This window comes from Actinoallomurus purpureus (genome assembly GCF_024055795.1).
GTDB lineage: Bacteria > Actinomycetota > Actinomycetes > Streptosporangiales > Streptosporangiaceae > Actinoallomurus > Actinoallomurus purpureus.
In genome coordinates this window covers 176938-198283 of sequence record NZ_JAMXMY010000020.1, presented here as the reverse complement: position 1 = coordinate 198283, position 21346 = coordinate 176938, and the positions used below count along the sequence as shown (strand labels likewise).

The following is a 21346-nucleotide window of genomic DNA, read 5'->3' as shown; positions in this document are numbered from 1 at the left end:
CGCATGCTCGCCGAGTACGGCATGGGCTGTTCGAGCTCACCGTCGACCGATGAGCGGAGGGTGGACGGCTAGCCCGTGATCTCCGCGTCGGCGGACCGTGTCGCCGGGAGGTAGCGCGTCTCACCGGTCCGGCGGGCATCGAGGGCGGCCCTGAGGCGGATCGCCGCCGTGGCGGCGAGCATGCCCGCGCCCTCCTCGACGGTCACGAACGCGTGGTCGTCGAGCTCCTCCTCCTGCAGCCGGATCGGCGTGTCCTCGTCGTACGTGCCGCAGTCGAACAGGAAGTACAGGCTCGGGCGCGGACGCGTGCCGTCGGCCGGTACCCAGTCGGCGACGAGGAGACGTCCCGCCGCGAGGTTCAGCCCGACCTCCTCGAGCACCTCGCGTTCGCACCCGAGATGCGGCGCCTCGCCGTCCTCGACGATGCCGCCGGGGAAGAGCCAGTACGGGCGGTAGTTCGGCTTGACGAGCAGGACCCGGCCGGCGGCGTCGGTGATGAGGCCGCCCGCCGCGACGTACACGGAGGGAAGCGAGGCGTACCAGTCCTCGGTCGACAGCCATTCGCGTTCGGTCACGATGTCGACGCTAACGCCTCCCGGCCGGGCGAGTGACGGAACCGGCCACGACGCCTCGACGCTTCATCCCGGATCGTCCCTGGTCCGGCGGGCGTACGGCGTTTCGGACGGCGGCATACTCGACTCGCCCATGGTCGGCAAGATCTAGATCTATTGCGCAAACGTGCTTACGATGCCCGGGAATCGATCACATAAGAGCATCTCCGGGGGTGGGTGCTCGCTTTGTCGTGGAGGCGGTGCCGTGCGCCGGTTCGTCGGAACACTGACAGGGGTCGTCCTCGCCGGGGCCCTCGCGCCCGTCGGGCCCGGGAGCGCAGAGCCGAGGGCCGCGGCGAATCCGCCCCCCGTGACCGTGCCCAGCCTGCGCGAGTGGCACGGAGCGACCGGGGCCTGGCGGCCGCGTCCCGGAAGCCGGATCGTTGTCGCCCAGCCCCGGCTGCGCGCCCTCGCCACCCGATTCGCGAGCGAACTGCGCGCCGAGTCGGGCGTACGAGCACCGGTCACGGCAGGCCGGTCCCGTACCGGCGACGTCGTCCTGTCGCTCGGCTCCGCCGACCAGCCGCTCGGCGACCAGGGGTACGCGCTCCAGGTCGGCGACACGGTCGGCGTGCGCGCCCGCACCGAGACCGGCGTCTTCTACGGCACGCGGACGATCCTGCAGGCGCTGAAGGCCGGATCGATCCCCCGGGGCGACGCGCGCGACTGGCCGAACCTGCCCGAGCGCGGGCAGATGCTCGACGTCGGCCGCAAGTTCTTCCCGGTCTCCTACCTCAAGCAGCAGATCCGGCGGATGGCCTGGTACAAGCTGAACCTGTTCCACCTGCACCTGTCGGACTGGAACGGCTTCCGCGTCGAGAGCAAGCGGTTCCCCGGGCTGACTTCCAAGGAGCACTACAGCCGGCGTGAGCTGCGCGACCTGCAGGACTACGCCCGCCGCTACCACGTGACGATCGTCCCGGAGATCGACCTGCCCGCCCACTCCGTGGCGATCAGCAAGTACGACCCGAGCCTCGCCTTCACCTGCGACTCCCTGTCCAAGCCGAACACCGGATGGGAGGGCCACGACGCGGGCGGCTGGACCCTCGACGTCACCAAGGAGCACACCCGGACGTTCATCCACGAGCTCCTCGACGACATCATCCCGATCTTCGACGGGCCGTACTTCCACATCGGCGGCGACGAGATCCCTCTGGACCCGGCCAAGAACGCCTGCCCCGAGCTCGTCGCCTACCAGAAGGCCAATGGGTACGCCGCGCCCGGTGACGTCTTCACCGCCTTCGCCAACGAGCTGGACCAGCAGGTCCGCGCGCACGGCAAGACCACGCAGCTGTGGCAGTGGTGGGACTACAAGCAGGCGCACGGCGTCGAGGCGAACAAGGACATTCAGGTCAACGAGTGGCTCAGCAGCCCGCTCGCCCGTGCCCAGGCCGGCTACCAGGTGGTCGGCAGCCAGGACGGCCACCTGTACGTCTCACCCGGCTTCTCCACCTCGCCCGGCGGCTACGGCTACGCCGACCCGCGCCACATCTACGGCGAGTACGACTTCGCCGCCGCCCCCGGCATCCACGGCTACAAGATCTCCCGCTGGTCGGACAAGGCCGAGCAGAACCCGCCGGAGTGGTTCGACTTCTTCGCCCGCCGCCCGGTCGCCGCGCTCGCCGACCGTACGTGGGGCGCGCCGCGCGACGGTGACTTCAAGGCGTTCCTCGACCGGTACGACCAGGTGAGTCTCCCCGACGACCGCCCGGCGCTGTCCCAGAAGGGCTGGAAGCTCGTGTCGGCCTCCAGCCAGGAGAGCGCGCACGAGAACGGCGCGGCCACCAATGCCTTCGACAACGATCCGTACACGATCTGGCACAGCGACTGGTCGGCGGCGCTCCCGCAGGAGATCACCATCGACACCGGCGCGACGCAGCGGCTCGGCGCGTTCCGCTCCATGCCCCGGCAGGACGGCGGGATCGACGGCCGCGTCGCCTCCTACGAGCTGTACGTGAGCGCCGACGGGCGGCACTGGGGCGAGCCGGTCGCCAAGGGTGAGCTGCCCGACACCCAGCTGGAGACCACCGTCCCGTTCACGCCGGTCACGGGGCGGTACGTCCGGTTCCGGGTGCTGAGCGAGCACGGTCCGAAGAACACCTACGCCTCGGTCGCCGAACTCGACCTGTACCGAGGCTGACCGCCGCCGGACGCCGGGTCCCCGGACCCGGCGTCCGGCCGCGCGATCAGTGCCCCGGGCCACCGGGCGAGGGCGCGGCGTCCGTCCCGGTACCGGCCCGGCTCAGCGCGACGCCGCGACGGCCGGCCCGGTCGGTCGCCTCACCGGAGATCTCCTTCACACCCCCGAGCGCCGTCAGCGGCCTTGGAAGGCGGGCCGTTCCTTCTTGAGGAAGGCCTTGGTGGCGTTGGCGTGGTCGGCCGTCGCGGCGCAGGCGTCCTGCAACTCGGCCTCTCTGGCCAGCGCGCCCGCCAGGTCGGCGGTGGCCGCGTGGTCGAGGGCGGCCTTCACCGCGCCGAACGCCACGGTCGGGCCGGCGGCCAGCCGGACCGCGAGCTCCCGCGCCTCCGCCGCGAGGTCGTCGGCCGGCACCACGCGGTTCACGAGGCCGAGCGCAAGGGCCTCCGCCGCACGGAGGGGCTCGGCGAGCAGGAGTAGCTCCGTGGCCTTCGCGCGGCCCACCAGCCGCTGCAGCGTCCACGACAGGCCGCTGTCCGGCGCCAGGCCGATCCGGGTGAACGCCGTCGCGAACGACGCCTTCTCCGACGCGATCCGGAAGTCGCACGCCAGGGCGAGGGAGAACCCGGCGCCCGCCGCGACGCCGCCCACGGCGGCGACCACGGGCTTGGGCATCCGGGCGAGCGCCAGCACGGTCGGGTTGTAGTGGTCCTGCAGCGTGCCGTCCAGGCCCTTGCCCGCCTCCAGGTTGGCGGCGTGCTCCCGCAGGTCCTGCCCGGCGCTGAACGCCCGGCCGTTCCCGGTGAGGAGCACCGCCCGTACGGCGTCGTCGTCGCGCGCGCGCTCCACCGCCGCCCGCAGCGCGATCTTGGTCTCCGCGGTCAGGGAGTTCATCGCGTCCGGACGGTTCAGGGTGATCGTCGCAACGCCGTTCGCAAGGTCGTACAGCACGCTCTCCGTCACGTTCAGACTCCTTCGCCGACGCCCGGCACCGGGGCGTTCCGTCGTCCGGTCCTCCAGGGAAACGATCGACGAAGCCGGAGGCTCCGGGCAAGAGCCGCGCCGCCCGGAGGGCAAAGATATCGGGTGCGCGGGCGGGTACTCCGGCCCGGAAGCGGGCTCCCCGCCGACCATGGAGACGGCCGATCGGGGGGCCTCAGCATGATCTCGAAGCTGATCGTTACCACTTAGCGCCCGGAAAACGGGATAATGGACCACCACCAGTTGACTTGATGCGGCAGGCGGGTCAGCGGCCAAAGAAGCCCGGCGGCCCCACGCGGCCCTAGGCAGGAAGGGGATGCACGCATGGCGGCGATGAAGCCGCGGACAGGCGATGGTCCGCTCGAAGTTACCAAGGAGGGACGCGGAATCGTCATGCGTGTCCCGCTCGAAGGCGGCGGGCGGCTCGTTGTCGAACTGTCGGCGGACGAGGCAGGCGAACTCGGGGACGCGCTGAAGGGCGTCGTCGGCTGACAACGGCGTTACCCCGCTCATTGAGGTTTCGTGAAGGCCCCGGCGGACGGACGCCGGGGCCTCGCTGTCCCTACAGGAGAGGTCTTGCCGGTCAACACCCAACTGCGCACCGTCAACGGCACCATCTGGGACATCGCCACGACCGCCAAGGTCGTCGCGGTGCCCGTCCAGGCCGGTCCGGAGATCGACCCGGCCTACGCGGAGGAAATGGCCGGCCTGTTCGCCCTCGGTGCGGCCGACCTGCTCGCCCACGAGGAGGCGAAGGGTGGCCCGGGCGAGATCGTCGGTGCCCCGCTCCGGCTGGGAGACGGCATCACCGACCTGTTGCTGTACGGCGTCGGGGACGGCTCCCCGGCGGCGTTGCGCCGAGCGGGCGCGGCCCTCGCGCGGAGCGGGCGGGGCCGCGCGCACCTCGCCGCCGCCGCGCCGTCCGGTTCCGATGACGAGGCCATCGCGGCGTTCGTGGAAGGCCTGCTGCTGGCCTCGTACGATTTCCGCGTCGGCGGCCCGGCGAAGAGACCGGCCGCCGAGACGATCACTCTCCTGACCGACGCCGAGGCCGCGGTCGAGCGCGGCTCCGTCGTCGCCGGCGCCGTTACGGTCGCCCGCGACCTGGCGAACACGCCGTCGCTGGAGAAGACCCCGCACTGGCTGGCCGAGCAGGCCGAACGGCTCGCCGCCGAGACCGGGCTCACCGTACGCGTCCGCGACGAGCGGGAGCTGCGCGCCGAGGGCTTCGGCGGGCTCGTCGCCGTCGGCTCCGGATCGGCCCGGCCGCCGCGCCTGATCGAGCTGACGTACGAGCCGGAGGCGACCGATGGCGCCTCCGTCCGGCACGTCGTGCTCGTCGGCAAGGGCATCACGTTCGACTCCGGCGGGCTGTCGCTGAAGCCGAACGAGAGCATGAAGGCCATGAAGACCGACATGGCGGGCGGTGCGGCGGTCATCGGGGTCATGACCGCGCTGCGGGCCCTGCGCGCGCCGGTCCGGGTCACCGGCCTGATCGCCGCCGCCGAGAACCTCCCGTCCGGCTCCGCGATGCGCCCCGGCGACGTCATCCGGCACTACGGCGGCACCACCTCCGAGGTGCTCAACACCGACGCGGAGGGACGCCTGGTCCTGGCCGACGTACTCGCCTACGCCGACGCCGAGCTCGGCCCCGACGTGCTGGTGGACATCGCCACGCTCACCGGGGCGGCCAAGGTCGCGCTGGGCCAGCGGTACGCCGCGCTGTACGCGACCGAGGACGCCCTCGCCGCCGAGCTGCTCGGCGCGGGCGAGGACAGCGGCGAGCGGCTGTGGCGGATGCCGCTGACCGACGAGTACCGCGAGGCCATCGACTCCGACGTCGCCGACGTCGCGAACATGGGCCGGGGCGGCTTCCGCGCGGGTTCGATCGTCGCGGCGCTGTTCCTGCGGGAGTTCACCGGGAAGCGCGCGTGGGCACACCTTGACGTCGCCGGCCCGGCCCGCGCCGGCTCCGACGACGGCGAGCTCACCCGCGGCGCGACCGGCTACGGCGTCCGCCTCCTGCTCCGCTGGCTCAGCGGGCGCAACGCCTGACGCCACCCGCCGCGACCAGCTCCTCGGCCAGAACAGAGTGCAGCCCTCCACCCCGGTCCGGGGCGGAGGGCTGCCGATGTTAAGAAGGCCTACTGCTTCGGTGGGACTGGCTCCTCGGGCGCTTTTTCCTTGTGCCCGTGGCGAGGACAGCGCACCCCTCGGGAGTCTCGCACGTCCAGTAGGTCTCGATGTTGGCGAAGGCGCTCTTGATGTCGGTTTCGTCCAGCACTTGGTTCACGAGTTCCAAGGCCGCTCCCTCGGCCCGCTCCCACGCATCCATCGTGTCGGCCGGGATGAGGGTGCGCACCTCGACGAGGAATTCGCGGGTGGACGTCTTGTACGTCACTTGGAACGTTTCGATCATTGTTCGCCTTCGCTTGGGTGGGGACGACGTGGCTGACCACGCCGTCTCCGACTCTGGTTTGTATCGCTTACGAATCGGACCGTCCTTGGAAATGGGAGGGGCGCCACTGACCAGCGACGACGGCTCATTGGAAACCAGGGGAGGCTCATCGGCGGTAGCGAGCGGCGGGCACAGAGATCGTGACCCTACGTCCGCGTGACGCGGAAGCCGGTGAACTCGAAGTCGCAGTTGTCGCCGCGCAGGCCGACCGCGCCGGGGGCCAGGATCGCCGCGCCCTCGCTGCCGTCGTCGGTGGCGGACAGCACCTGGCGGCCGTCCCGCGCGACCGTGACCGTCACCAGCCCGCCGCCGGACGTCGCGATCCGGACCCGGAACGCCTGCCAGCGTCCGTACGGGACGGCGTAGCGGGCCTGGCCCAGGGTGACGTACGTCCCGCCGTTGGCGTCGCCGCCCGGCAGCTTCTTCTTGACCACCATGAGGCCGTCCCGGCGGTTCAGCGAGACGACGTAGAGCTTCTCCGGGCTCTGCCAGCGCAGGAAGACGTGCACTCCGTCGATCTCCGACGCCGCCGCGCGGCCGGTGCCCGTCAGGCCCAGGTTCCGCAGCCGCAGCGAGACCGTCACGTCGTCGAAGTCGCGGCGGCGCGTGGTCATCCGGAACACACTCGAACCCGTGCCACGGGACGATCCCGCGTCCGGGACGGCCGCGTCGGGCACGCCCGACCAGGCGACGCCCCGGTGGACGAACAGCGACCCGCTGGTGACGTCCCAGTCCCGGGAGAGGCGGGTACCCGGCGTCCGCGGGTTCCAGTGCGCGAACTCGTTCGTCACGAGCCGGTCCGGCCCGGACAGCCGCGGCGCGAACATCGGCGGGCGGGACCGGGCGAGCCCCGCCCAGGTTCCCGCCGCGACGACCACGGCGGCGGTGACGAGCAGGGCGGCCCGGCGGCCCCGTCCGCCGCCCCGTCGCCGCGCCCGGTGAGAGGCGGACGGGGCGGCGGCGGGGTGTGACTCGTCCGCCGTACCGAGGGCGTCTGCCGTACGCCCGTCGTACCGATCCACGATGTCGAGGTGTCCTTCCCTGTCAGTCCGTCGCGAGGGCGGTGCAGAAGCCGCGTGCGCGCAGCCCGCGGATGACCGTGGGCAGCGCCTGGACGGTGGCGGCGGACTGGCGCACCCCGTCGTGCATCAGCACCACGGAGCCCGGGACCACCTGGTCGAGGACGGACGCGGCGATGTCGCCCGGCTCACGCCCCCGCCAGTCGTCGGTGTCGATCGACCAGCGGATCACCCGCAGTCCGAGCAGCTTCGCCTCCCCGTCCACCGTGGCGCTGGTGTTGCCGAACGGCGGCCGGAGCAGCGTCGGGGCGGGCGCGCCCGCCGTCGTGATCGCCCGCTGGGTCGCGGCCAGCTGCCAGTCGATCTGCGCCTGGTCGAGGTCGGCCAGGTGCGGATGGCTCCAGCTGTGGTTCTCCACCAGATGTCCGTCCGCCGCCTCCGCCCTGATGAGGCCCGGTCGCGCGGCGGCCTTCTGGCCCATGACGAAGAACGTCGCCCGGACCCGGTAGGCGCGCAGGACCTTCAGGATCTGCGGCGTGTAGATGTCGGGCCCGTCGTCGAAGGTCAGCGCGACCCGGCCGCGCGTGCAGCGGTTGTCGGTACGCGCCGCCTGCAGCATCGCGTTGGTCACGACGGTGCGAGGCTTCTCGGCGTCGGCCTTCTTCGGCGGGGACAGCACGTCCACCGTGAGACCGGCGGCGAGGGCCAGCAGCCCGACCCCCACCCCCAGTTCCGCGAGGGCTCTTCTACGGACGCTCATGGGTTCGCCGGGTCCGTGATGTCGTAGTCGTCGGTGTAGACGGTGCCGGTGCCCGCGAGGGAGAGGCCGAGGGACAGGCCGGTGGCGCCGGCGGGCACGGCCGGGCTCGTGAAGGCGGGGGTCTTCGTCCAGGTGCCGGTCGCGGGCAGCGCGGGACCGCTGGTCCAGTACACCCAGGTGCCGGCGCCGGTCCGGTAGTAGAGGGTGAGCTTCACCGGCACGTCCGCCGCCCAGCTGCCCTTGTACCAGATCGACGCGTTGTAGGTGTGGCCCGGCGTGGCGACCGGCGCGCAGGTGTTGGCGTCCTGCTTGGTGACGAGTTTGCGGTCGCCGCTGGTCCAGGCCGTGACGTCGAGCTTCTGCGCGTACGAGCCGGTGTGCGCGTCGGTGGACCGGGTCCAGGTGGCGGTGTTCGTGCCGTACCCGCCGTACTGGAAGCAGGCCGGCAGCCCGTTCGAGGCGGACTCGAGCGAGGGGTTCTGGACGAGGTTGCCGTGGGTCGGCGGGTTGAGGGGCGGGCCGTTCACGGGCGGCTGCTGCGCGCCGCCGATGACCTGGTCGACGGTCCTGACCGTGGTGCCGCGCAACGCGCGCGGGGCGAGCCAGTCGAGGAAGTCCGACAGCGTGCTGGGGCTGACCGAGTAGGTGTCGGTGCAGGCGTCGCAGACGTGGTGGAAGACGAGTTGCACCCAGCCGCCGCCGTGCTGTTCGGCGCCCGTGACGAGGCCCTTGATGGTGGTCAGGCTCGTGTCGGCCTTGATCGAATCGGGCGTCTGCATGTTGTACGCGTCGGCCGGCGGGATGGTCTCGGCGTAGCCGCAGCCGGCGCAGGATCCGGGCGACACGACGCCGCCGACGGACCGGCCGGTGTTGTACCCGCAGTCATGCGCGATCTGCTCGACGGCGGCGTTCGACGAGCCGTACGGGTAGGCGAGGTTCTTGACCGCGAACCCCCAGCCGAGGAGGGTGACCCGGTCGTTGCAGATCTCCCGCTTGGCGTCGTCGGAGGACAGGGTCGCCAGGTCGGCGTGGTCGACGGTGTGGCCGCCGATCTCGTTCCCGTCCGAGGCGAGCGCCGCGATGTCCGCCTGCGTCATGTAGTTGGTCAGGTTGGTCTGGCCGCTGTTGATGTAGAAGACCCCGTGCATGGCGTGGGCCCGCAGGATCGGCCGGGCATTGGTGAACTGGTCCTTCACGCCGTCGTCGAAGCCGAGGGTGACGACGGTGTTCGTGGCGGCGCGCGCCGTCCCGGTGAGGCCGGGCACGGCGAGCGACGCGCACAGGAGGACGAACAGCGCCGCGAGGCGGGCCGTCGGCGGGGGAGGTGTCTGGGGCATCGGTCCTTCTCTCAGGGTGTGGACGGAGTCAGGGTCGGCCGGTCGTAGACGACGGTCTGGTGGCCGCCCTCGGCCGCGATGGCGAACTTGATCCCGCCTTCGTGGAGCCGCCGGTCGAAGGTCACCCGCAGGTGGCGCCCGTCGACGGTCACGTCCGCGGTGTCGTGGCGGACCTGGATCCGCACGGCCCGCCCCGTGCCGCCGGGCGGGAGGGCCGCCTTGGCGAGCACCACGCGTGTCGCGTCGCCGATCTGCTGGCGGACCACCATCGAGCTCTCTCCGATGAGGACCTCCACCCGGCCGCGGTGGCCCGCGCCCGCGCCGTCCCGTACGGCGATCACGGCGGCGGAGCGGCGGTTCACGCCGGTCAGGCGCGCCTGGAGTGCGTAGTCCAGCCACTGGCTGGTGTTGACGTCGCCGAGCGCGCAGGTCCCGTAGCCGTCGCTGCGCACGGCCAGGGCCCCGGGCCGGTGGGCGCAGGTGGCGAGGTCGCCCATCCAGCGCAGCGCGGCCAGGTCGTGGGGCGGTGCGACCGGTACCGCTCCGCGGACCATCTCCAGCAGGTCCGACACCGACGTCGTCGCCCGGACGCCGATGCGGTCCAGCGTCCAGCGGGGGGACTGGGCGCCGACCGCGTTGACGTGCTCGGTCGGCACGTTCTCGCCGACGAAGGCGACGCCGAACCCGGCGGCCCGCAGCAGGCCGGGGAGCTCCCCTGCGAGCGCCGGGGCGTCGCCCGTGCTGCCGGTGTCCCCGAAGGGGTAGGAGAAGGCGCTCGCGGGCCGTCCGAAGACGTGGCGGAAGAACGCCTGACTCCGGGCGAGGTCGCCCCGCACACGCGACCGCCACGCGGCCGGGGACTCCGGCCGCCCGCGTACGAGGATCCGGTTGCCGAGCGGCGGCGCCAGGTCGCCCGGCACCGGCACCTGCTCGTGCATCGCGTGGGAGTGCGAACCGAACTCCCAGCGCCCGGTCGCGCGCAGCGCCCGCAGCTGCCGGGTCGACAGGTAGTACGACGGCGTGCCGGCGGGCACCATCTTCGACGTGGTCAGGAAGGCGACCGCGGTGAAGTGGTATCGCTGGAGCATCGGGTCGACCGTCGTCCAGTCGGTCAGGGTGCCGTCGTCGAACGTCAGCAGCAGCGCCCTCGGCGGCAGCCGGACCGGCTGGTGCGCGATCAGGCGCTCCACGTCGCCGAGCCGCACCGTGCGGTACCCGGCGGCGGCCAGGGCCGCCAGGTGCTCGCCGAACAGCCGCCGGGTCAGCGTGCTGCCGGCGTGGTCGCCGTCGGACACCGCGTGGTACGTCAGCACGACCACCGTGCCGGGGTAGCCGGGAAGGCCGGCGGCGGCCCGCGCGGTCGCCGCGTCGAGCCGCACCGGCACCGGGGCCTGCTGCGGCGGGTCGAACGGGCGGCTCGCGGCGACCCACACGACGAGCACGAGGGCGAGGGCGGCGACGAACACCGTGCCGTTGACGGCGGCGGTCAGCCGCCCGACCGGCCGGATCATCGGGCGTCTCGGGTCAGCCATCCTGCACCGCCCGCGGGGACGGGGTGATCCGCGGGTACGCGGGCGGCCGGCGCCGGTCCTCCGAGCGGGTCCCCCATTTCCCGTCGCGAATGCGGGCGATGGCCCACAACAATTGCGGCGAGAAGGTGATATAGAAGAACGTTCCGATAAAGGCGTAGAGCCACAGTCCGTCATTGCGCAGTAGCCGGTAGACGAACGCGTACGCCATCGAGACGAGATAGAGGCCGAGGAAATAGATCAGTGGTGAATGCCCTTCGACGACGGCCCGGACGACGGTGAGGAAGATGACGATCGGGCTGAGCAGTCCGGCGCACGTCTGCACGGCGACGGACGGCAGCGCGCGGGTGCGGCTCCGCCAGATGTGCGACAGCAGGAGCGGGCCCTCCCGGCTCCAGGACTTCTTCCAGCGCAGCTGCTGCCGGAAGAACTTCCGGTAGGCGTCCGGGACGTCGGTCCACGCCTCGGCGCGGGAGTCGTACCGCGTCCGCCATCCGGCCTTGATCACCCGGTTGGTCAGCGCGCGGTCGTCGCCGTAGGTGCACTGGACGCCTAGGAACCGCTGGTTCTCCCAGGCGTCCAGCAGGGGCTCGACCGCCGCGCGCCGGTAGGCGGCGAAGCAGCCGGAGCAGCAGGTGACCGCGCCCAGGACGGACTCGGCGCTCTTCAGCAGCTGGAACGACACGTAGTAGCGCGCCGCCTGCATGCGGGTGAGCGTGTTGGTCTCGGCGTTGCGCGCGTACGTGAGGCCGGAGATCGCACCGACCTTCGGGTCGGCGAAGCCCTGAACGAGCGTGCGGACCGCCTCGGGCGCCGGCATCGAGTCGGAGTCGACGAAGACCAGGATCTCCGCCGACGTCGCGCGGATGCCGGCCGCCATCGCCGCGCGCTTGCCCTGGTTGCTCCCCAGGTCGACGCACCTGACCGCGCCCGGGGGATGGCCGGCGGCCGCCCGCCGCATGTGTTCCCACGTGTCGTCGGTCGACCCGTCGTTGACGACGACCAGTTCCAGCCTGTCGCGGGGGTAGTCCAGCGCCAGGCAGGAGTCGATCGTGCGGGCCACCGCCTCGCCCTCGTTGAAGGCGGGGACGATGATCGCGACCGTGGGCGTGAGCCCCGCGTCGCGGGGCGGCCGGTAGAAGGCCGCCAGCAGGAACCGGCTCAGCACGTAGCCGCTGACGGCGATCGTGTACGTCGGGGTGAACGGGTCGCCGCGCAGGAAGGCGACCTTGATCCCCACGTGCCAGGCGATGACCAGGCAGATGATCGTGACGCCGGCGAACGCCCCGAGCGACGCGAGCCGCCCGGGGCGGGCTTCGGCGTGCGTCCTGCCCGGTCCCGGGCGGGCCTGGTTCGTCCGGGAGGGTTCTGGTCGGTCCCCGTTCATCGCGAACCGTCCGGTCCGTGCGCCGGTCCGGCCGCCATGAGGGATGGCGTGATCACGAAGTCTCTCCTCGTGGTGCTCGATGGGCGTGGCGGGGCGGGACGGCGCGGCGTCATCGCCCCGTCCCGCCTTCGGTGGAGTGCGGTCAGAGGGGGACGCGCCGTCCGGCCCCGGTCAGGCGGTAGGTGGCGTCCAGGACGAGCTGGTCCTCGGGCAGCCAGGACAGGTCCAGGGCCCGGTGCGTGGTGTGCGCGACGACGAGGTCGGCGTCGCCGCCTGCCGGCTCCACACTGGTGAGGAGGCGGCCCTCCGGCAGCCGTATCTCCGGGACGAGGGGATCGTGGTAGGCGACGTGGGCGCCGGCGGCCAGGAGGTCCTGGATGATCTCCAGTGCCGGGGACTCCCGGACGTCCTCGACGTCCGGTTTGTAGGTCACGCCGAGAAGGAGGATCCGCGCTCCGGCGAGGCCGATGCCGGCCTCGGACAGCACCTCGCGGACGCGTTCGACGACGCGCCGGGGACGGCCCGCGATCGCGGCCATGGCCTGGGTGACCACGGGGGTCGGGAGCCGGGTCCTGCGCAGTTGCCAGAGCAGGTAGTGGGGGTCGCAGGGGATGCAGTGGCCGCCGGCACCCGGCCCGGGGAAGAAGGGCATGAACCCGTACGGCTTGGTCGCGGCGGCGTTGATGACCTCCATGACCTCCAGGCCGAGGGTCCGGCTGATCTCGGCCATCTCGTTGGCCAGGGCGATGTTGACGGCCCGGAAGGTGTTCTCGAACAGCTTGGTCATCTCGGCGGCGCCGGAGGAGGACACCTCGTGCAGCTTGCCGGTGCAGTGGGCGAGGACCTTGACCGCCTCGGCCGTGCACTGCGGGGTGGCGCCCCCGACGACCCTGGGGACGACCTCGTGGGCGTACCGGTCGTTGCCCGGGTCGATCCGCTCCGGGCTGAAGGCGACGAACACGTCACGGCCCACCTGGAGCCCACGCCGCCCGAGCGGCCCGGCGAGCAGGTCGTCCGTGCAGCCGACGTAGCTGGTCGAGGTCAGGATGACGACCTGCCCGGGGACGGCGTGCAGGACCGCCGCCGCGCAGGCCCGGTCGAGGGCGGACAGGTCCGGGGTGAGGTGGGCGGTGACCGGGGTGGGCACGCAGATCACCACGGCCCGGGCCCATGACGCGTACGACGGGTCGGTCACCAGGGCGAACGCGTCGTCGCCCAGCGCGGTCTCGAGGCGGCGGTGGTCGGAGTCGAGCAGGTCGACCTGGCGTGCCCGGATCCGGGCGAGGCGCTCGGCGCTCGTGTCGATGGCCAGCACGCGGGCGCCCGCAGCGTGGAACGCCAGCGCCGTCGGCAGGCCGACGTAACCGAGGCCGACGATGGCGACGTCGTACGCCCCGGACGCCGGGGCGTGGGCGTCGAGGGCCGGTGCGGCGGCGTTCACGCGGCGATCTCCGCGTGGTCGGTGGCAATTCCGATTAATGCCGCGCGAACCGCCGGCGAGAAAGGCGACGTTCTTCTGATGTCCATCTTTCGCCTCACTGGGGGGTGATTACCGAAAGGGCAGCAGAAAGTATGTTGTCGTGCTCGATCCCTGGAGAAACCCCGTAAAGGGGTGAGGCGTCTACGCCGCTCGCTGGTGTTGCAAGTGCTTGCTTATAGCTGCAAATGGCCCTAATTATTAACAAGCCGGATAAAACGCCGCTCCGGTCGGCGGGTGTCCTCGCGTGTCCGGACGGGGGAGGCCCCCGGCCCGGGTCAGTAGGCTCCCGAGCCGCGGATCACCGCGGAGAGGGTCTTCCCGAGGATCTGCATGTCCAGGGTGAGAGACCAGTTCTCGACGTAGCGCAGGTCGAGCCGGACGGCCTCGTCCCACGGCAGGTCGGAGCGGCCGCTGACCTGCCACAGCCCGGTGAGCCCCGGCTTGACCGCGAGGCGGCGGTACACGTCGCTCTCGTACCGCGAGACCTCCTCCGGCAGCGGCGGGCGCGGCCCGACCAGCGACATGTCGCCGCGGAGAACGTTGATCAGCTGGGGAAGCTCGTCGAGCGAGTAACGGCGTAGCCACGCGCCGATCCGCGTGATCCGAGGATCTTCTTTGATCTTGAAGAGGACGCCGTCGCCGTCGTTGCGCCCGAGAAGCGCGGGCCGGAGCTTCTCCGCGTTCTTCACCATCGTGCGGAACTTCAGCATCCGGAACACCTTGCCGTCCCGGCCGATGCGCCGCTGGACGAACAACGCGGGACCGGTGAACCGCAGGAGAGCGGCGATCACGACCAGCGCCGGGGCGAGGACGAGGAGGGCGAGCCCGGCGACCAGCCGGTCGAACAGGCTCTTGACCAGCCGTCGGCCGCCCGTCAGTTCGGGGTGATCGACGTGGAGCAGCGGCAGGCCGGCGATCGGCCTGATCGTCGTACGTGGTCCGGCGACGTCCATCAGCGCCGGGGCGACGAAGAGATCGGTGTCGCCTTTCTCCAGCTGCCAGGCGAGGCGTCGCAGCCGTGCGGCGTCGATCTCCGGACAGGCGAGGACGGCGACCGTGTCGGCACGGCACACGCCGATCACCCGGACGACATCGTCGAATCCGCCGAGTACCGGAACGCCGTCCAGATCGTCCCTCTCGCTCCCAGGGGGGACGCAGGCGGCGACGATGTTCAAGCCGTGGAACGGTGTCCGCCTGAGTTCGCAGACCAGTTCGGTGACGGCGCTGCGATGGCCGACCACGACACTACGCCGCATGCACGCACCGCGGGCGCGCAGGCGGTGCAGCCGCCTGCGCAGGAGATAACGCCCAGTGACGTCCAGGAAGATCATCAGCGGCAGCGTCACGAGGGCGTATCCCCGCGCGACCTCCGCCTTGGTGACGTATGACAGGTTCGTCACCGCTGCGCTCAGTAACAGGCCGACGTTGAGCACGCGCCGGAATTCGTCCGATCCGACGCCGAAGAATCGTGGCTCGTACGCGCGTCCGGCGGCGATGGAGAGAATCCAGATGAATGGCAGCACAATCCCCAGAGTGGCGTCCGGCCAGGGCGTGGATTCGGCACCTCTGAAACGTGCGACAAGGCCGACCGTGCTGGCGGTAATGGCGCTGGCGGCGTCGATGATGACGAGCCAGCGAATATATGGTGGAATCCAACCATGGCGACTGGTCAGCCGAAAACTTTTTTCCCGTAGGGTGATGGTATCCGCTTGCTCGACAGTCGTCACGACCCGCCCCCGCGATCTTGGTGTGATGTGTTCCTGAGCTGGAGAATGTCAAGCGGTGCCGTAGATAGGAAGGGTTTACATCGAGGCCGCATGTGGCCGGGCGTCGTTATCGTGGCGGTTTACCGTGGCGCTGGCCGGACGTGGCCGCGCGCTCGCTTATTTCCAGCCCGGGTATCTAGGTTCACTCTCGTGAAAGCCCTTGTGTTGGCCGGGGGATCGGGCACGCGGTTGCGGCCCATTACCTATACATCGGCCAAGCAGTTACTGCCGGTCGCGAACAAGCCGGTCCTCTTCTACGGCCTGGAGGCGATCCGCGACACCGGGATCACCGAGGTCGGGATCGTCGTCGGGGACACGGCACCGGAGATCCAGCGCGTTGTCGGCGACGGCTCGGCCTTCGGCCTCGACGTCACCTACATCCGGCAGGACGCCCCCCTCGGCTTAGCCCACGCGATCCTCGTCTCGCGCGGCTACCTCGGCGACGACGACTTCGTGATGTACCTGGGCGACAACTTCATCGTCGGCGGGATCACCTCGTTCACCAGGCAGTTCGGACAAGACCGGCCGGCCGCCCAGATCATGCTGACCCGGGTTCCGGACCCGCGCGCCTTCGGCGTCGTCGAACTCGACGCCGCCGGGCGCGTCGCCGGCCTGGAGGAGAAGCCCGAACACCCCAAGAGCGACCTTGCGCTCGTCGGCGTCTACCTGTTCACGCCCGCGATCCACGAGGCGGTAGCCGCGCTGAAGCCCTCCTGGCGGAACGAACTGGAGATCACCGAGGCGATCCAGTGGCTGGTCGACACCGGCCACGAGGTCTCCTCCGCCGTCATCTCGGGCTACTGGAAGGACACCGGAAACGTCGATGACATGCTCGAGGTCAACCGCCTCGTGCTCGAGGGCCTCGAGCCGCGCGGCACGGTCGATGACTCCTGTGAGGTCATCGGGCGGGTCGTGATCGAGGAGGGCGCGATCGTCACCGGATCGCGCATCGTGGGCCCGGTCATCGTCGGGCGGGGCACGCGGGTGACCGGCTCCTACCTCGGCCCGTTCACCTCCATCGCCGAGAACTGCGTCATCGCCGACAGCGAGATCGAGTACTCCATCGTCCTGCGCGGCGCCTCCATCAGGGGCGTACGACGGATCGAGGCGTCATTGATCGGGCACGAGGCCGACGTGACGCTCGCGCCGAAGGTCCCGAACGCGCACAGGCTCGTCCTGGGCGACCACAGCAGAGTGCAGATCTCCTCATGAGGGTGCTCGTGGCCGGAGGCGCCGGCTTCATCGGGTCCCACTACGTGCGGACGCTCGCCGGCGGTGGCTATCCGGGATTCGAGGACGCCGAGATCACCGTTCTCGACAAGCTCACCTACGCGGGCAACCGCGCCAACCTCGAAGGCGCCCGCTGCACCTTCGTCCACGGCGACATCGGCGACGCCGAACTCCTCGCGAAGGTCCTCCCGGGCCACCGGATGGTCCTCAACTTCGCGGCCGAGACCCACGTGGATCGGTCGATCGCCGACGGCTCGGACTTCGTGGCCACGAACGTGGCCGGCACGCACACGCTCATGCGGGCCTGCGTGGACTCCGGGGTCGAACGGGTGGTGCAGGTCTCCACCGACGAGGTCTACGGAAGCATCGAGACGGGCTCGTGGACGGAGGACGCCCCGCTCGCGCCGACCTCCCCGTACGCCGCGGCCAAGGCCGGCGGTGACCTGATCGCGCTGTCCTATGCCCGGACACACGGCCTGGACGTCGTCATCACCCGATGCTGCAACAACTACGGGCCCTACCAGTTCCCCGAGAAGGTCATCCCGCTGTTCGTGACGGAACTCCTCCGCGACCGGACGGTTCCGCTGTACGGCGACGGCGGAAACGTACGGGGCTGGGTGCACGTGGACGATCACTGCCGGGGCATCCAGCTCGTCCTGGAGAAAGGGCGGACCGGCGAGGTCCACCACATCGGCGGTGACGTCGAGCTGACCAACACCGAGCTGACCGAACGCCTCCTCGAAGCCTTCGGGGCGGGCTGGGGAAGCGTGCGGACCGTGGCGGACCGGAAGGGACACGACCGCCGCTATTCCCTGAACGACGACCTCCTGCGCGGCATGGGCTACCGGCCACGGATCCCCTTCGATGTCGGCCTCGCGGCGACCGTGCGCTGGTACGCCGAGAACCGTGCCTGGTGGAGGGCCCTGAAATGAGCACGTGGCTGGTGACCGGTGCGTCGGGCATGCTCGGCGGCGAGGTCGTGAACCTGCTGGCCGCGGAAGGCGAGACGGTGACCGGGCTCGACCACGCCGGCCTCGACATCACCGATGGCGACGCCGTACGCGCGACCCTGCGGGCGGTGCGCCCGGACGTCGTCGTCAACTGCGCCGGATGGACGGCGGTCGACGCGGCCGAGGAACACGAAGAGGAGGCGCTGCGCGTCAACGGCGACGGAGCGCGCAACCTCGCCCTCGCCTGCGCGGCGATCGGCGCCCGCCTGGTCCAGGTCTCCACCGACTACGTCTTCGACGGGACCGCCCGCGAGCCGTACGCCGAGGACGCGCCGCCCGGCCCGAGCGGCGCGTACGGGCGGACGAAGCTCGCGGGGGAGCGAGCCGTGCTGGCGGAGCTGCCCTCCGCCGCGTACGTGGTCAGGACGGCGTGGCTGTACGGCCGGGGCGGGCCGAACTTCGTCGCGACCATGTTCCGGCTCGAGCGCGAGCGCGAGAAGATCGAGGTCGTCATCGACCAGCGCGGGCAGCCGACCTGGACCCGTGACGTGGCCGGGCGCATCCTGGCCCTGATGCGTTCCGGCGCGGAGCCCGGGATCTACCACGCGACGAGTTCGGGGCAGACCACGTGGTGGGGGCTTGCCAGCGAGGTCTTCCACCTGCTCGGGGCGGACGAGCGGCGGGTGCTGCCGACGACGGCCGACCGGTTCGCGCGTCCGGCGCCACGTCCCGCGTACAGCGTGCTCGGGCATGGGCGCTGGGAGCGTGCCGGGCTGGAGCCGATCCGCGACTGGCGGGCCGCGTTGCGCGCGGCGCTGCCGGACGGTCTGGGCTGACGGTGTACGTCTCGGCGGGGCTCGGGAACGCCGCACGCGCGATGCGCGTCTGGCGGCTCGTCGCGCCCAACATCGTCGCCCTGGGAGCGGTCAGCCTCGTCACCGACGTCTCGTCAGAGATGATCACCGCGGTCCTGCCGCTCTACCTGGTCCTGTCGCTGGGCCTCACACCCCTGCAGTTCGGCGTCCTCGACGGCATGTACGCCGGGGTGACCGCGCTGATCCGGCTCGTCGGAGGACGGCTCGCGGACCGGTCACAGCGCCACCGGCTCGTGGCGGGTCTCGGCTACGCCCTGTCGGCGGCGTGCAAGCTGGGCCTGCTCGTCGCGGGGAGTTCTCCCGTCGCCCTGGGAGCGGTGCTGGCCGCCGATCGCACCGGCAAGGGACTGCGCACGGCACCGCGGGACGCCCTCATCGCGGCGAGCAGCGCGCCCCGCGACCTCGGGCTGTCGTTCGGGGTACATCGGACGATGGACACGGCCGGCGCGCTCGCCGGGCCGCTGGCCGCCTTCGCCGTGCTGTGGGCGGCTCCGGGCGCCTACGACGCGGTCTTCGTCGTCAGCTGCTGCGTCGCGGTGTTCGGTGTGGTCCTGCTGGTGGCGTTCGTACGGGATCCACCGATCCGTGCCCTGCCCCGCGCCGCGATGTCGCTCAGGCCGCTGGGGCGGCCGGGGTTCGCCCTGATGTGCCTGGCGGCCGCGCTGCTCGGCGCCTGCACCATCAGCGACTCGTTCGTCTACCTGCTGTTGCAGCGGCGGCTGGGCATCGCGGCCGGCTACTTCCCGTTGCTGCCCCTGGGAACGGCGGCGTCCTTCCTGACCCTGGCGGTCCCGTTCGGCCGCCTGGCCGACCGCGCCGGGCGCCGGGCGGTCTTCATCGGCGGGCACGTGCTGCTGCTCGGCGCGTACCTGCTGTTGCGCGGGCCGCTGGCCGGAGCGGTGCTGCTCACCTGCGTGCTCACGCTGCACGGCGCCTTCTACGCGGCCACCGACGGCGTGCTGATGGCGGCGGCCGGGCCGCTGCTGCCCGGCCCGGTGCGGGCCAGTGGCATGGCCGTTCTGCAGACGGCGCAGGCGCTCGCCCGGCTGGTGTCCTCGGTTCTCATCGGTGCCGCGTGGACGGCGTGGGGCAGGCCGGCGGCGGTGACGGCCGCGACCGCCGGCCTGGGCGTGGCGATCGTGGCGGCGTGGCCGCTGCTCCGGGCGGCCCGATGAGCGCGGGAGGCGGTGCCGTCGGCGGGCGGCGGGCGTGGGTGGTCCTCGCCGCTGCGGCGCTGCTCGCGCTGGCCGCGACCGCGTACGTGCTGCGGGCCGCCGGCCGGGGCGGTGCGGCGACGGCCCGGCCGGCGGCGATCCGGCTCGATGACCGTGGCCGGCTGCTGTTCCGCAACGCGGGCTCGAACGGCGTGCTGGCGTCGGTGCCCCTCGTTCATCCAGGCGGGTCTCGCGTGCTCAGCGGGCTGAACTGCGTGCGGGTCTACGCCTCGGCCGGCACCGGCGTGTGCCTCACGGTGCGGCGCGCCGCCGTTCCCAAGATCTTCGCGGTGATCCTGGACCGCGGGCTGCACGAGGTTCGCCGCGTCCAGTTGCCCGGAGCGCCGAGCCGGGCGCGCGTGTCACCGAGCGGGCGCATGGTGTCCTGGACGGTCTTCGTCAGCGGCGACTCCTACACCAGCCCCGATCTGTCGACGCGGACCGGGATCCTCGACATGCGCACCGGGCGGGTGATCGCGAGCATCGAGGACCTCACCCTCCTCAAGGACGGGAAGCCCTACCGATCGCCCGACGTGAACTACTGGGGGGTGACGTTCGCCGCCGACGACGACCACTTCTACGCGACCGTGCGGACGAAGGGCCGGACATACCTGGTCGAGGGCGACGTCGCCGCCCGGACGATGCGCACGCTGCGCGAGAACGTCGAATGCCCGTCGCTGTCCCCGGACGGGACCCGTCTGGTCTTCAAGAAGGCGACCGGCGATCCGTCGCGGCCCTGGCGGCTGCACGTTCTCGAACTGCGGACGATGGGGGAGATCGCCCTGGCCGAGACGCGGAGCGTGGACGACCAGGCGGTCTGGCTCGACGATCACACGGTGATGTACGGACGGCTGGACGGCGGGACGACGGACGTCTGGACGGTGCCCGCGGACGGCACGGGCGCCCCTCGCCTGCTGCTCAGGAACGCCTTCTCGCCGACCGTGGTGCGCTAGGGGGCGCCGGCTCACAGCGTGTCGGAGCGGAGTTTCTCCTGGTAGGCCAGGCAGTCGGCGTAGGACGGGAGGAGACCGGCCCGTTCGGCCTCGGCCAGGGACGGGGCGGCGGCGTCCTTCGGGGACAGCACTGGCTCGATGCCGCGCGGCCACTCGATGCCGAGGGCGGGGTCGAGCGGGTGTATCCCGTGCTCGCGGTCCGGGGCGTACGGCTCCGACGCGACGTAGACGACGACCGCCTCATCGCTGAGCGCGAGGAAGCCGTGCCCGAGCCCTTCGGCGATGTAGACGGCGCGCCGTGTCCGGTCGTCGAGCCGGTTCACGGCCGAGCGGCCGAAAGTGGGGGAGCCGGTCCGGATGTCGACGACCACATCGATGACCGAGCCCCGCAGGCAGGTGACGTACTTCGCCTGCCCCGGCGGCACGTCGGCGAAGTGAACGCCCCGGAGCGAGCCGCGCCGCGACACCGAGCAGTTGGCCTGTCGCATCGTCAGCCGATGACCCACAGCGACGGAGAACTCGGCGTCCTGGAACCATTCGAGAAATAATCCGCGTTCGTCGCCATGGATCTGTGGAGTGAAGAGCCACGCGCCGGCGATGCCGATCGGATCCACTCTGGTTCCCCGTTTCGCAACTCGTACTGAGGTTTCCGGAATTCG

The 21346-nt window shown here is 71.4% G+C and carries 19 protein-coding genes; 8 read left to right on the top strand and 11 right to left on the bottom strand.

The genetic code is table 11. From position 1 onward, the window contains the following. Positions 1 to 68: 68 nt before the first annotated feature. Positions 69 to 575, bottom strand: coding sequence for an NUDIX domain-containing protein (locus tag NE236_RS31840; protein ID WP_252845909.1), 507 nt, complete (start codon positions 573 to 575; stop codon positions 69 to 71). Positions 576 to 921: 346 nt separating this feature from the next. Between NE236_RS31840 and NE236_RS31835 the strand changes: the two genes are divergently transcribed. Beyond that, positions 922 to 2751 (top strand): family 20 glycosylhydrolase, encoded by a 1830-nt coding sequence (locus tag NE236_RS31835; protein WP_252845908.1) that lies wholly within the window; start codon positions 922 to 924, stop codon positions 2749 to 2751. A gap of 174 nt (positions 2752 to 2925) precedes the next feature. On the opposite strand, the gene NE236_RS31830 is transcribed toward NE236_RS31835, so the two are convergent. Next, complete coding sequence (locus tag NE236_RS31830) at positions 2926 to 3711, bottom strand: enoyl-CoA hydratase-related protein (RefSeq protein WP_252845907.1); 786 nt, start codon at positions 3709 to 3711, stop codon at positions 2926 to 2928. Between the two features lie 342 nt (positions 3712 to 4053). On the opposite strand from NE236_RS31830, the gene NE236_RS31825 reads away from it, so the two are divergent. Further along, entirely contained in the window at positions 4054 to 4221 is a 168-nt protein-coding gene (locus NE236_RS31825; RefSeq protein ID WP_141954058.1) for a DUF3117 domain-containing protein, read from the top strand. An 84-nt stretch (positions 4222 to 4305) separates the two neighbouring features. Continuing rightward, positions 4306 to 5784 carry a leucyl aminopeptidase gene (locus tag NE236_RS31820; RefSeq protein ID WP_252845906.1) on the top strand — a complete coding sequence of 493 codons (1479 nt, stop codon included), beginning with the start codon at positions 4306 to 4308 and terminating at the stop codon, positions 5782 to 5784. A gap of 79 nt (positions 5785 to 5863) precedes the next feature. Here the strand turns inward: NE236_RS31820 and NE236_RS31815 are convergent, their stop codons facing one another. The 8 genes from NE236_RS31815 to NE236_RS31780 all read right to left on the bottom strand — a co-directional run bounded on the left by NE236_RS31815 (position 5864) and on the right by NE236_RS31780 (position 15426). Continuing rightward, positions 5864 to 6148 (bottom strand): hypothetical protein, encoded by a 285-nt coding sequence (locus tag NE236_RS31815; protein WP_252845905.1) that lies wholly within the window; start codon positions 6146 to 6148, stop codon positions 5864 to 5866. A gap of 185 nt (positions 6149 to 6333) precedes the next feature. Continuing rightward, positions 6334 to 7209 (bottom strand): hypothetical protein, encoded by an 876-nt coding sequence (locus tag NE236_RS31810; protein WP_252845904.1) that lies wholly within the window; start codon positions 7207 to 7209, stop codon positions 6334 to 6336. Positions 7210 to 7231: 22 nt separating this feature from the next. Then, positions 7232 to 7966 carry a polysaccharide deacetylase family protein gene (locus tag NE236_RS31805; protein ID WP_252845903.1) on the bottom strand — a complete coding sequence of 245 codons (735 nt, stop codon included), beginning with the start codon at positions 7964 to 7966 and terminating at the stop codon, positions 7232 to 7234. Next, complete coding sequence (locus NE236_RS31800) at positions 7963 to 9303, bottom strand: polysaccharide deacetylase family protein (RefSeq protein WP_252845902.1); 1341 nt, start codon at positions 9301 to 9303, stop codon at positions 7963 to 7965. The genes NE236_RS31805 and NE236_RS31800 overlap by 4 nt, the downstream gene beginning before the upstream one ends. An 11-nt stretch (positions 9304 to 9314) precedes the next feature. Then, entirely contained in the window at positions 9315 to 10835 is a 1521-nt protein-coding gene (locus tag NE236_RS31795; RefSeq protein WP_252845901.1) for a polysaccharide deacetylase family protein, read from the bottom strand. Beyond that, positions 10828 to 12219 carry a glycosyltransferase family 2 protein gene (locus tag NE236_RS31790; protein ID WP_252845900.1) on the bottom strand — a complete coding sequence of 464 codons (1392 nt, stop codon included), beginning with the start codon at positions 12217 to 12219 and terminating at the stop codon, positions 10828 to 10830. The genes NE236_RS31795 and NE236_RS31790 overlap by 8 nt, the downstream gene beginning before the upstream one ends. Before the next feature lie 142 nt (positions 12220 to 12361). Further along, positions 12362 to 13660 (bottom strand): nucleotide sugar dehydrogenase, encoded by a 1299-nt coding sequence (locus NE236_RS31785; RefSeq protein WP_252845899.1) that lies wholly within the window; start codon positions 13658 to 13660, stop codon positions 12362 to 12364. 314 nt (positions 13661 to 13974) lie between these two features. Then, the gene (locus NE236_RS31780) at positions 13975 to 15426 is read right to left on the bottom strand and encodes a sugar transferase (RefSeq protein ID WP_308209178.1); all 1452 of its coding nucleotides are present in this window, start codon (positions 15424 to 15426) and stop codon (positions 13975 to 13977) included. Between the two features lie 189 nt (positions 15427 to 15615). Between NE236_RS31780 and NE236_RS31775 the strand changes: the two genes are divergently transcribed. The 5 genes from NE236_RS31775 to NE236_RS31755 are packed head-to-tail and all read left to right on the top strand — an operon-like array spanning position 15616 to position 20687. Beyond that, positions 15616 to 16677, top strand: coding sequence for a glucose-1-phosphate thymidylyltransferase (locus NE236_RS31775; protein ID WP_252845898.1), 1062 nt, complete (start codon positions 15616 to 15618; stop codon positions 16675 to 16677). Next, positions 16674 to 17627, top strand: a complete 954-nt coding sequence (gene rfbB, locus NE236_RS31770) for a dTDP-glucose 4,6-dehydratase (RefSeq protein ID WP_252845897.1) — start codon at positions 16674 to 16676, stop codon at positions 17625 to 17627. Before NE236_RS31775 ends, rfbB begins: the two co-directional genes overlap by 4 nt. Further along, positions 17624 to 18481 carry a dTDP-4-dehydrorhamnose reductase gene (rfbD, locus tag NE236_RS31765; protein WP_252845896.1) on the top strand — a complete coding sequence of 286 codons (858 nt, stop codon included), beginning with the start codon at positions 17624 to 17626 and terminating at the stop codon, positions 18479 to 18481. The genes rfbB and rfbD overlap by 4 nt, the downstream gene beginning before the upstream one ends. 2 nt (positions 18482 to 18483) lie before the next feature. Beyond that, entirely contained in the window at positions 18484 to 19695 is a 1212-nt protein-coding gene (locus NE236_RS31760) for an MFS transporter (protein WP_252845895.1), read from the top strand. Next, positions 19668 to 20687: a TolB-like translocation protein gene (locus NE236_RS31755; protein WP_252845894.1), complete on the top strand. Its 1020-nt coding sequence runs from the start codon at positions 19668 to 19670 to the stop codon at positions 20685 to 20687. Before NE236_RS31760 ends, NE236_RS31755 begins: the two co-directional genes overlap by 28 nt. A gap of 11 nt (positions 20688 to 20698) precedes the next feature. On the opposite strand, the gene rfbC is transcribed toward NE236_RS31755, so the two are convergent. After that, positions 20699 to 21301 (bottom strand): dTDP-4-dehydrorhamnose 3,5-epimerase, encoded by a 603-nt coding sequence (gene rfbC, locus NE236_RS31750; protein WP_252845893.1) that lies wholly within the window; start codon positions 21299 to 21301, stop codon positions 20699 to 20701. Positions 21302 to 21346: the final 45 nt, after the last annotated feature.

Coding starts and splice junctions, on each gene's coding strand:
- NE236_RS31825 (WP_141954058.1), top strand. CDS start 4,054: ATGGCGGCGATGAAGCCGCGGACAGGCGATGGTCCGCTCGAAGTTACC.
- NE236_RS31815 (WP_252845905.1), bottom strand. CDS start 6,148: ATGATCGAAACGTTCCAAGTGACGTACAAGACGTCCACCCGCGAATTC.
- NE236_RS31805 (WP_252845903.1), bottom strand. CDS start 7,966: ATGAGCGTCCGTAGAAGAGCCCTCGCGGAACTGGGGGTGGGGGTCGGG.
- NE236_RS31800 (WP_252845902.1), bottom strand. CDS start 9,303: ATGCCCCAGACACCTCCCCCGCCGACGGCCCGCCTCGCGGCGCTGTTC.
- NE236_RS31795 (WP_252845901.1), bottom strand. CDS start 10,835: ATGGCTGACCCGAGACGCCCGATGATCCGGCCGGTCGGGCGGCTGACC.
- NE236_RS31790 (WP_252845900.1), bottom strand. CDS start 12,219: ATGAACGGGGACCGACCAGAACCCTCCCGGACGAACCAGGCCCGCCCG.
- rfbB (WP_252845897.1), top strand. CDS start 16,674: ATGAGGGTGCTCGTGGCCGGAGGCGCCGGCTTCATCGGGTCCCACTAC.
- rfbD (WP_252845896.1), top strand. CDS start 17,624: ATGAGCACGTGGCTGGTGACCGGTGCGTCGGGCATGCTCGGCGGCGAG.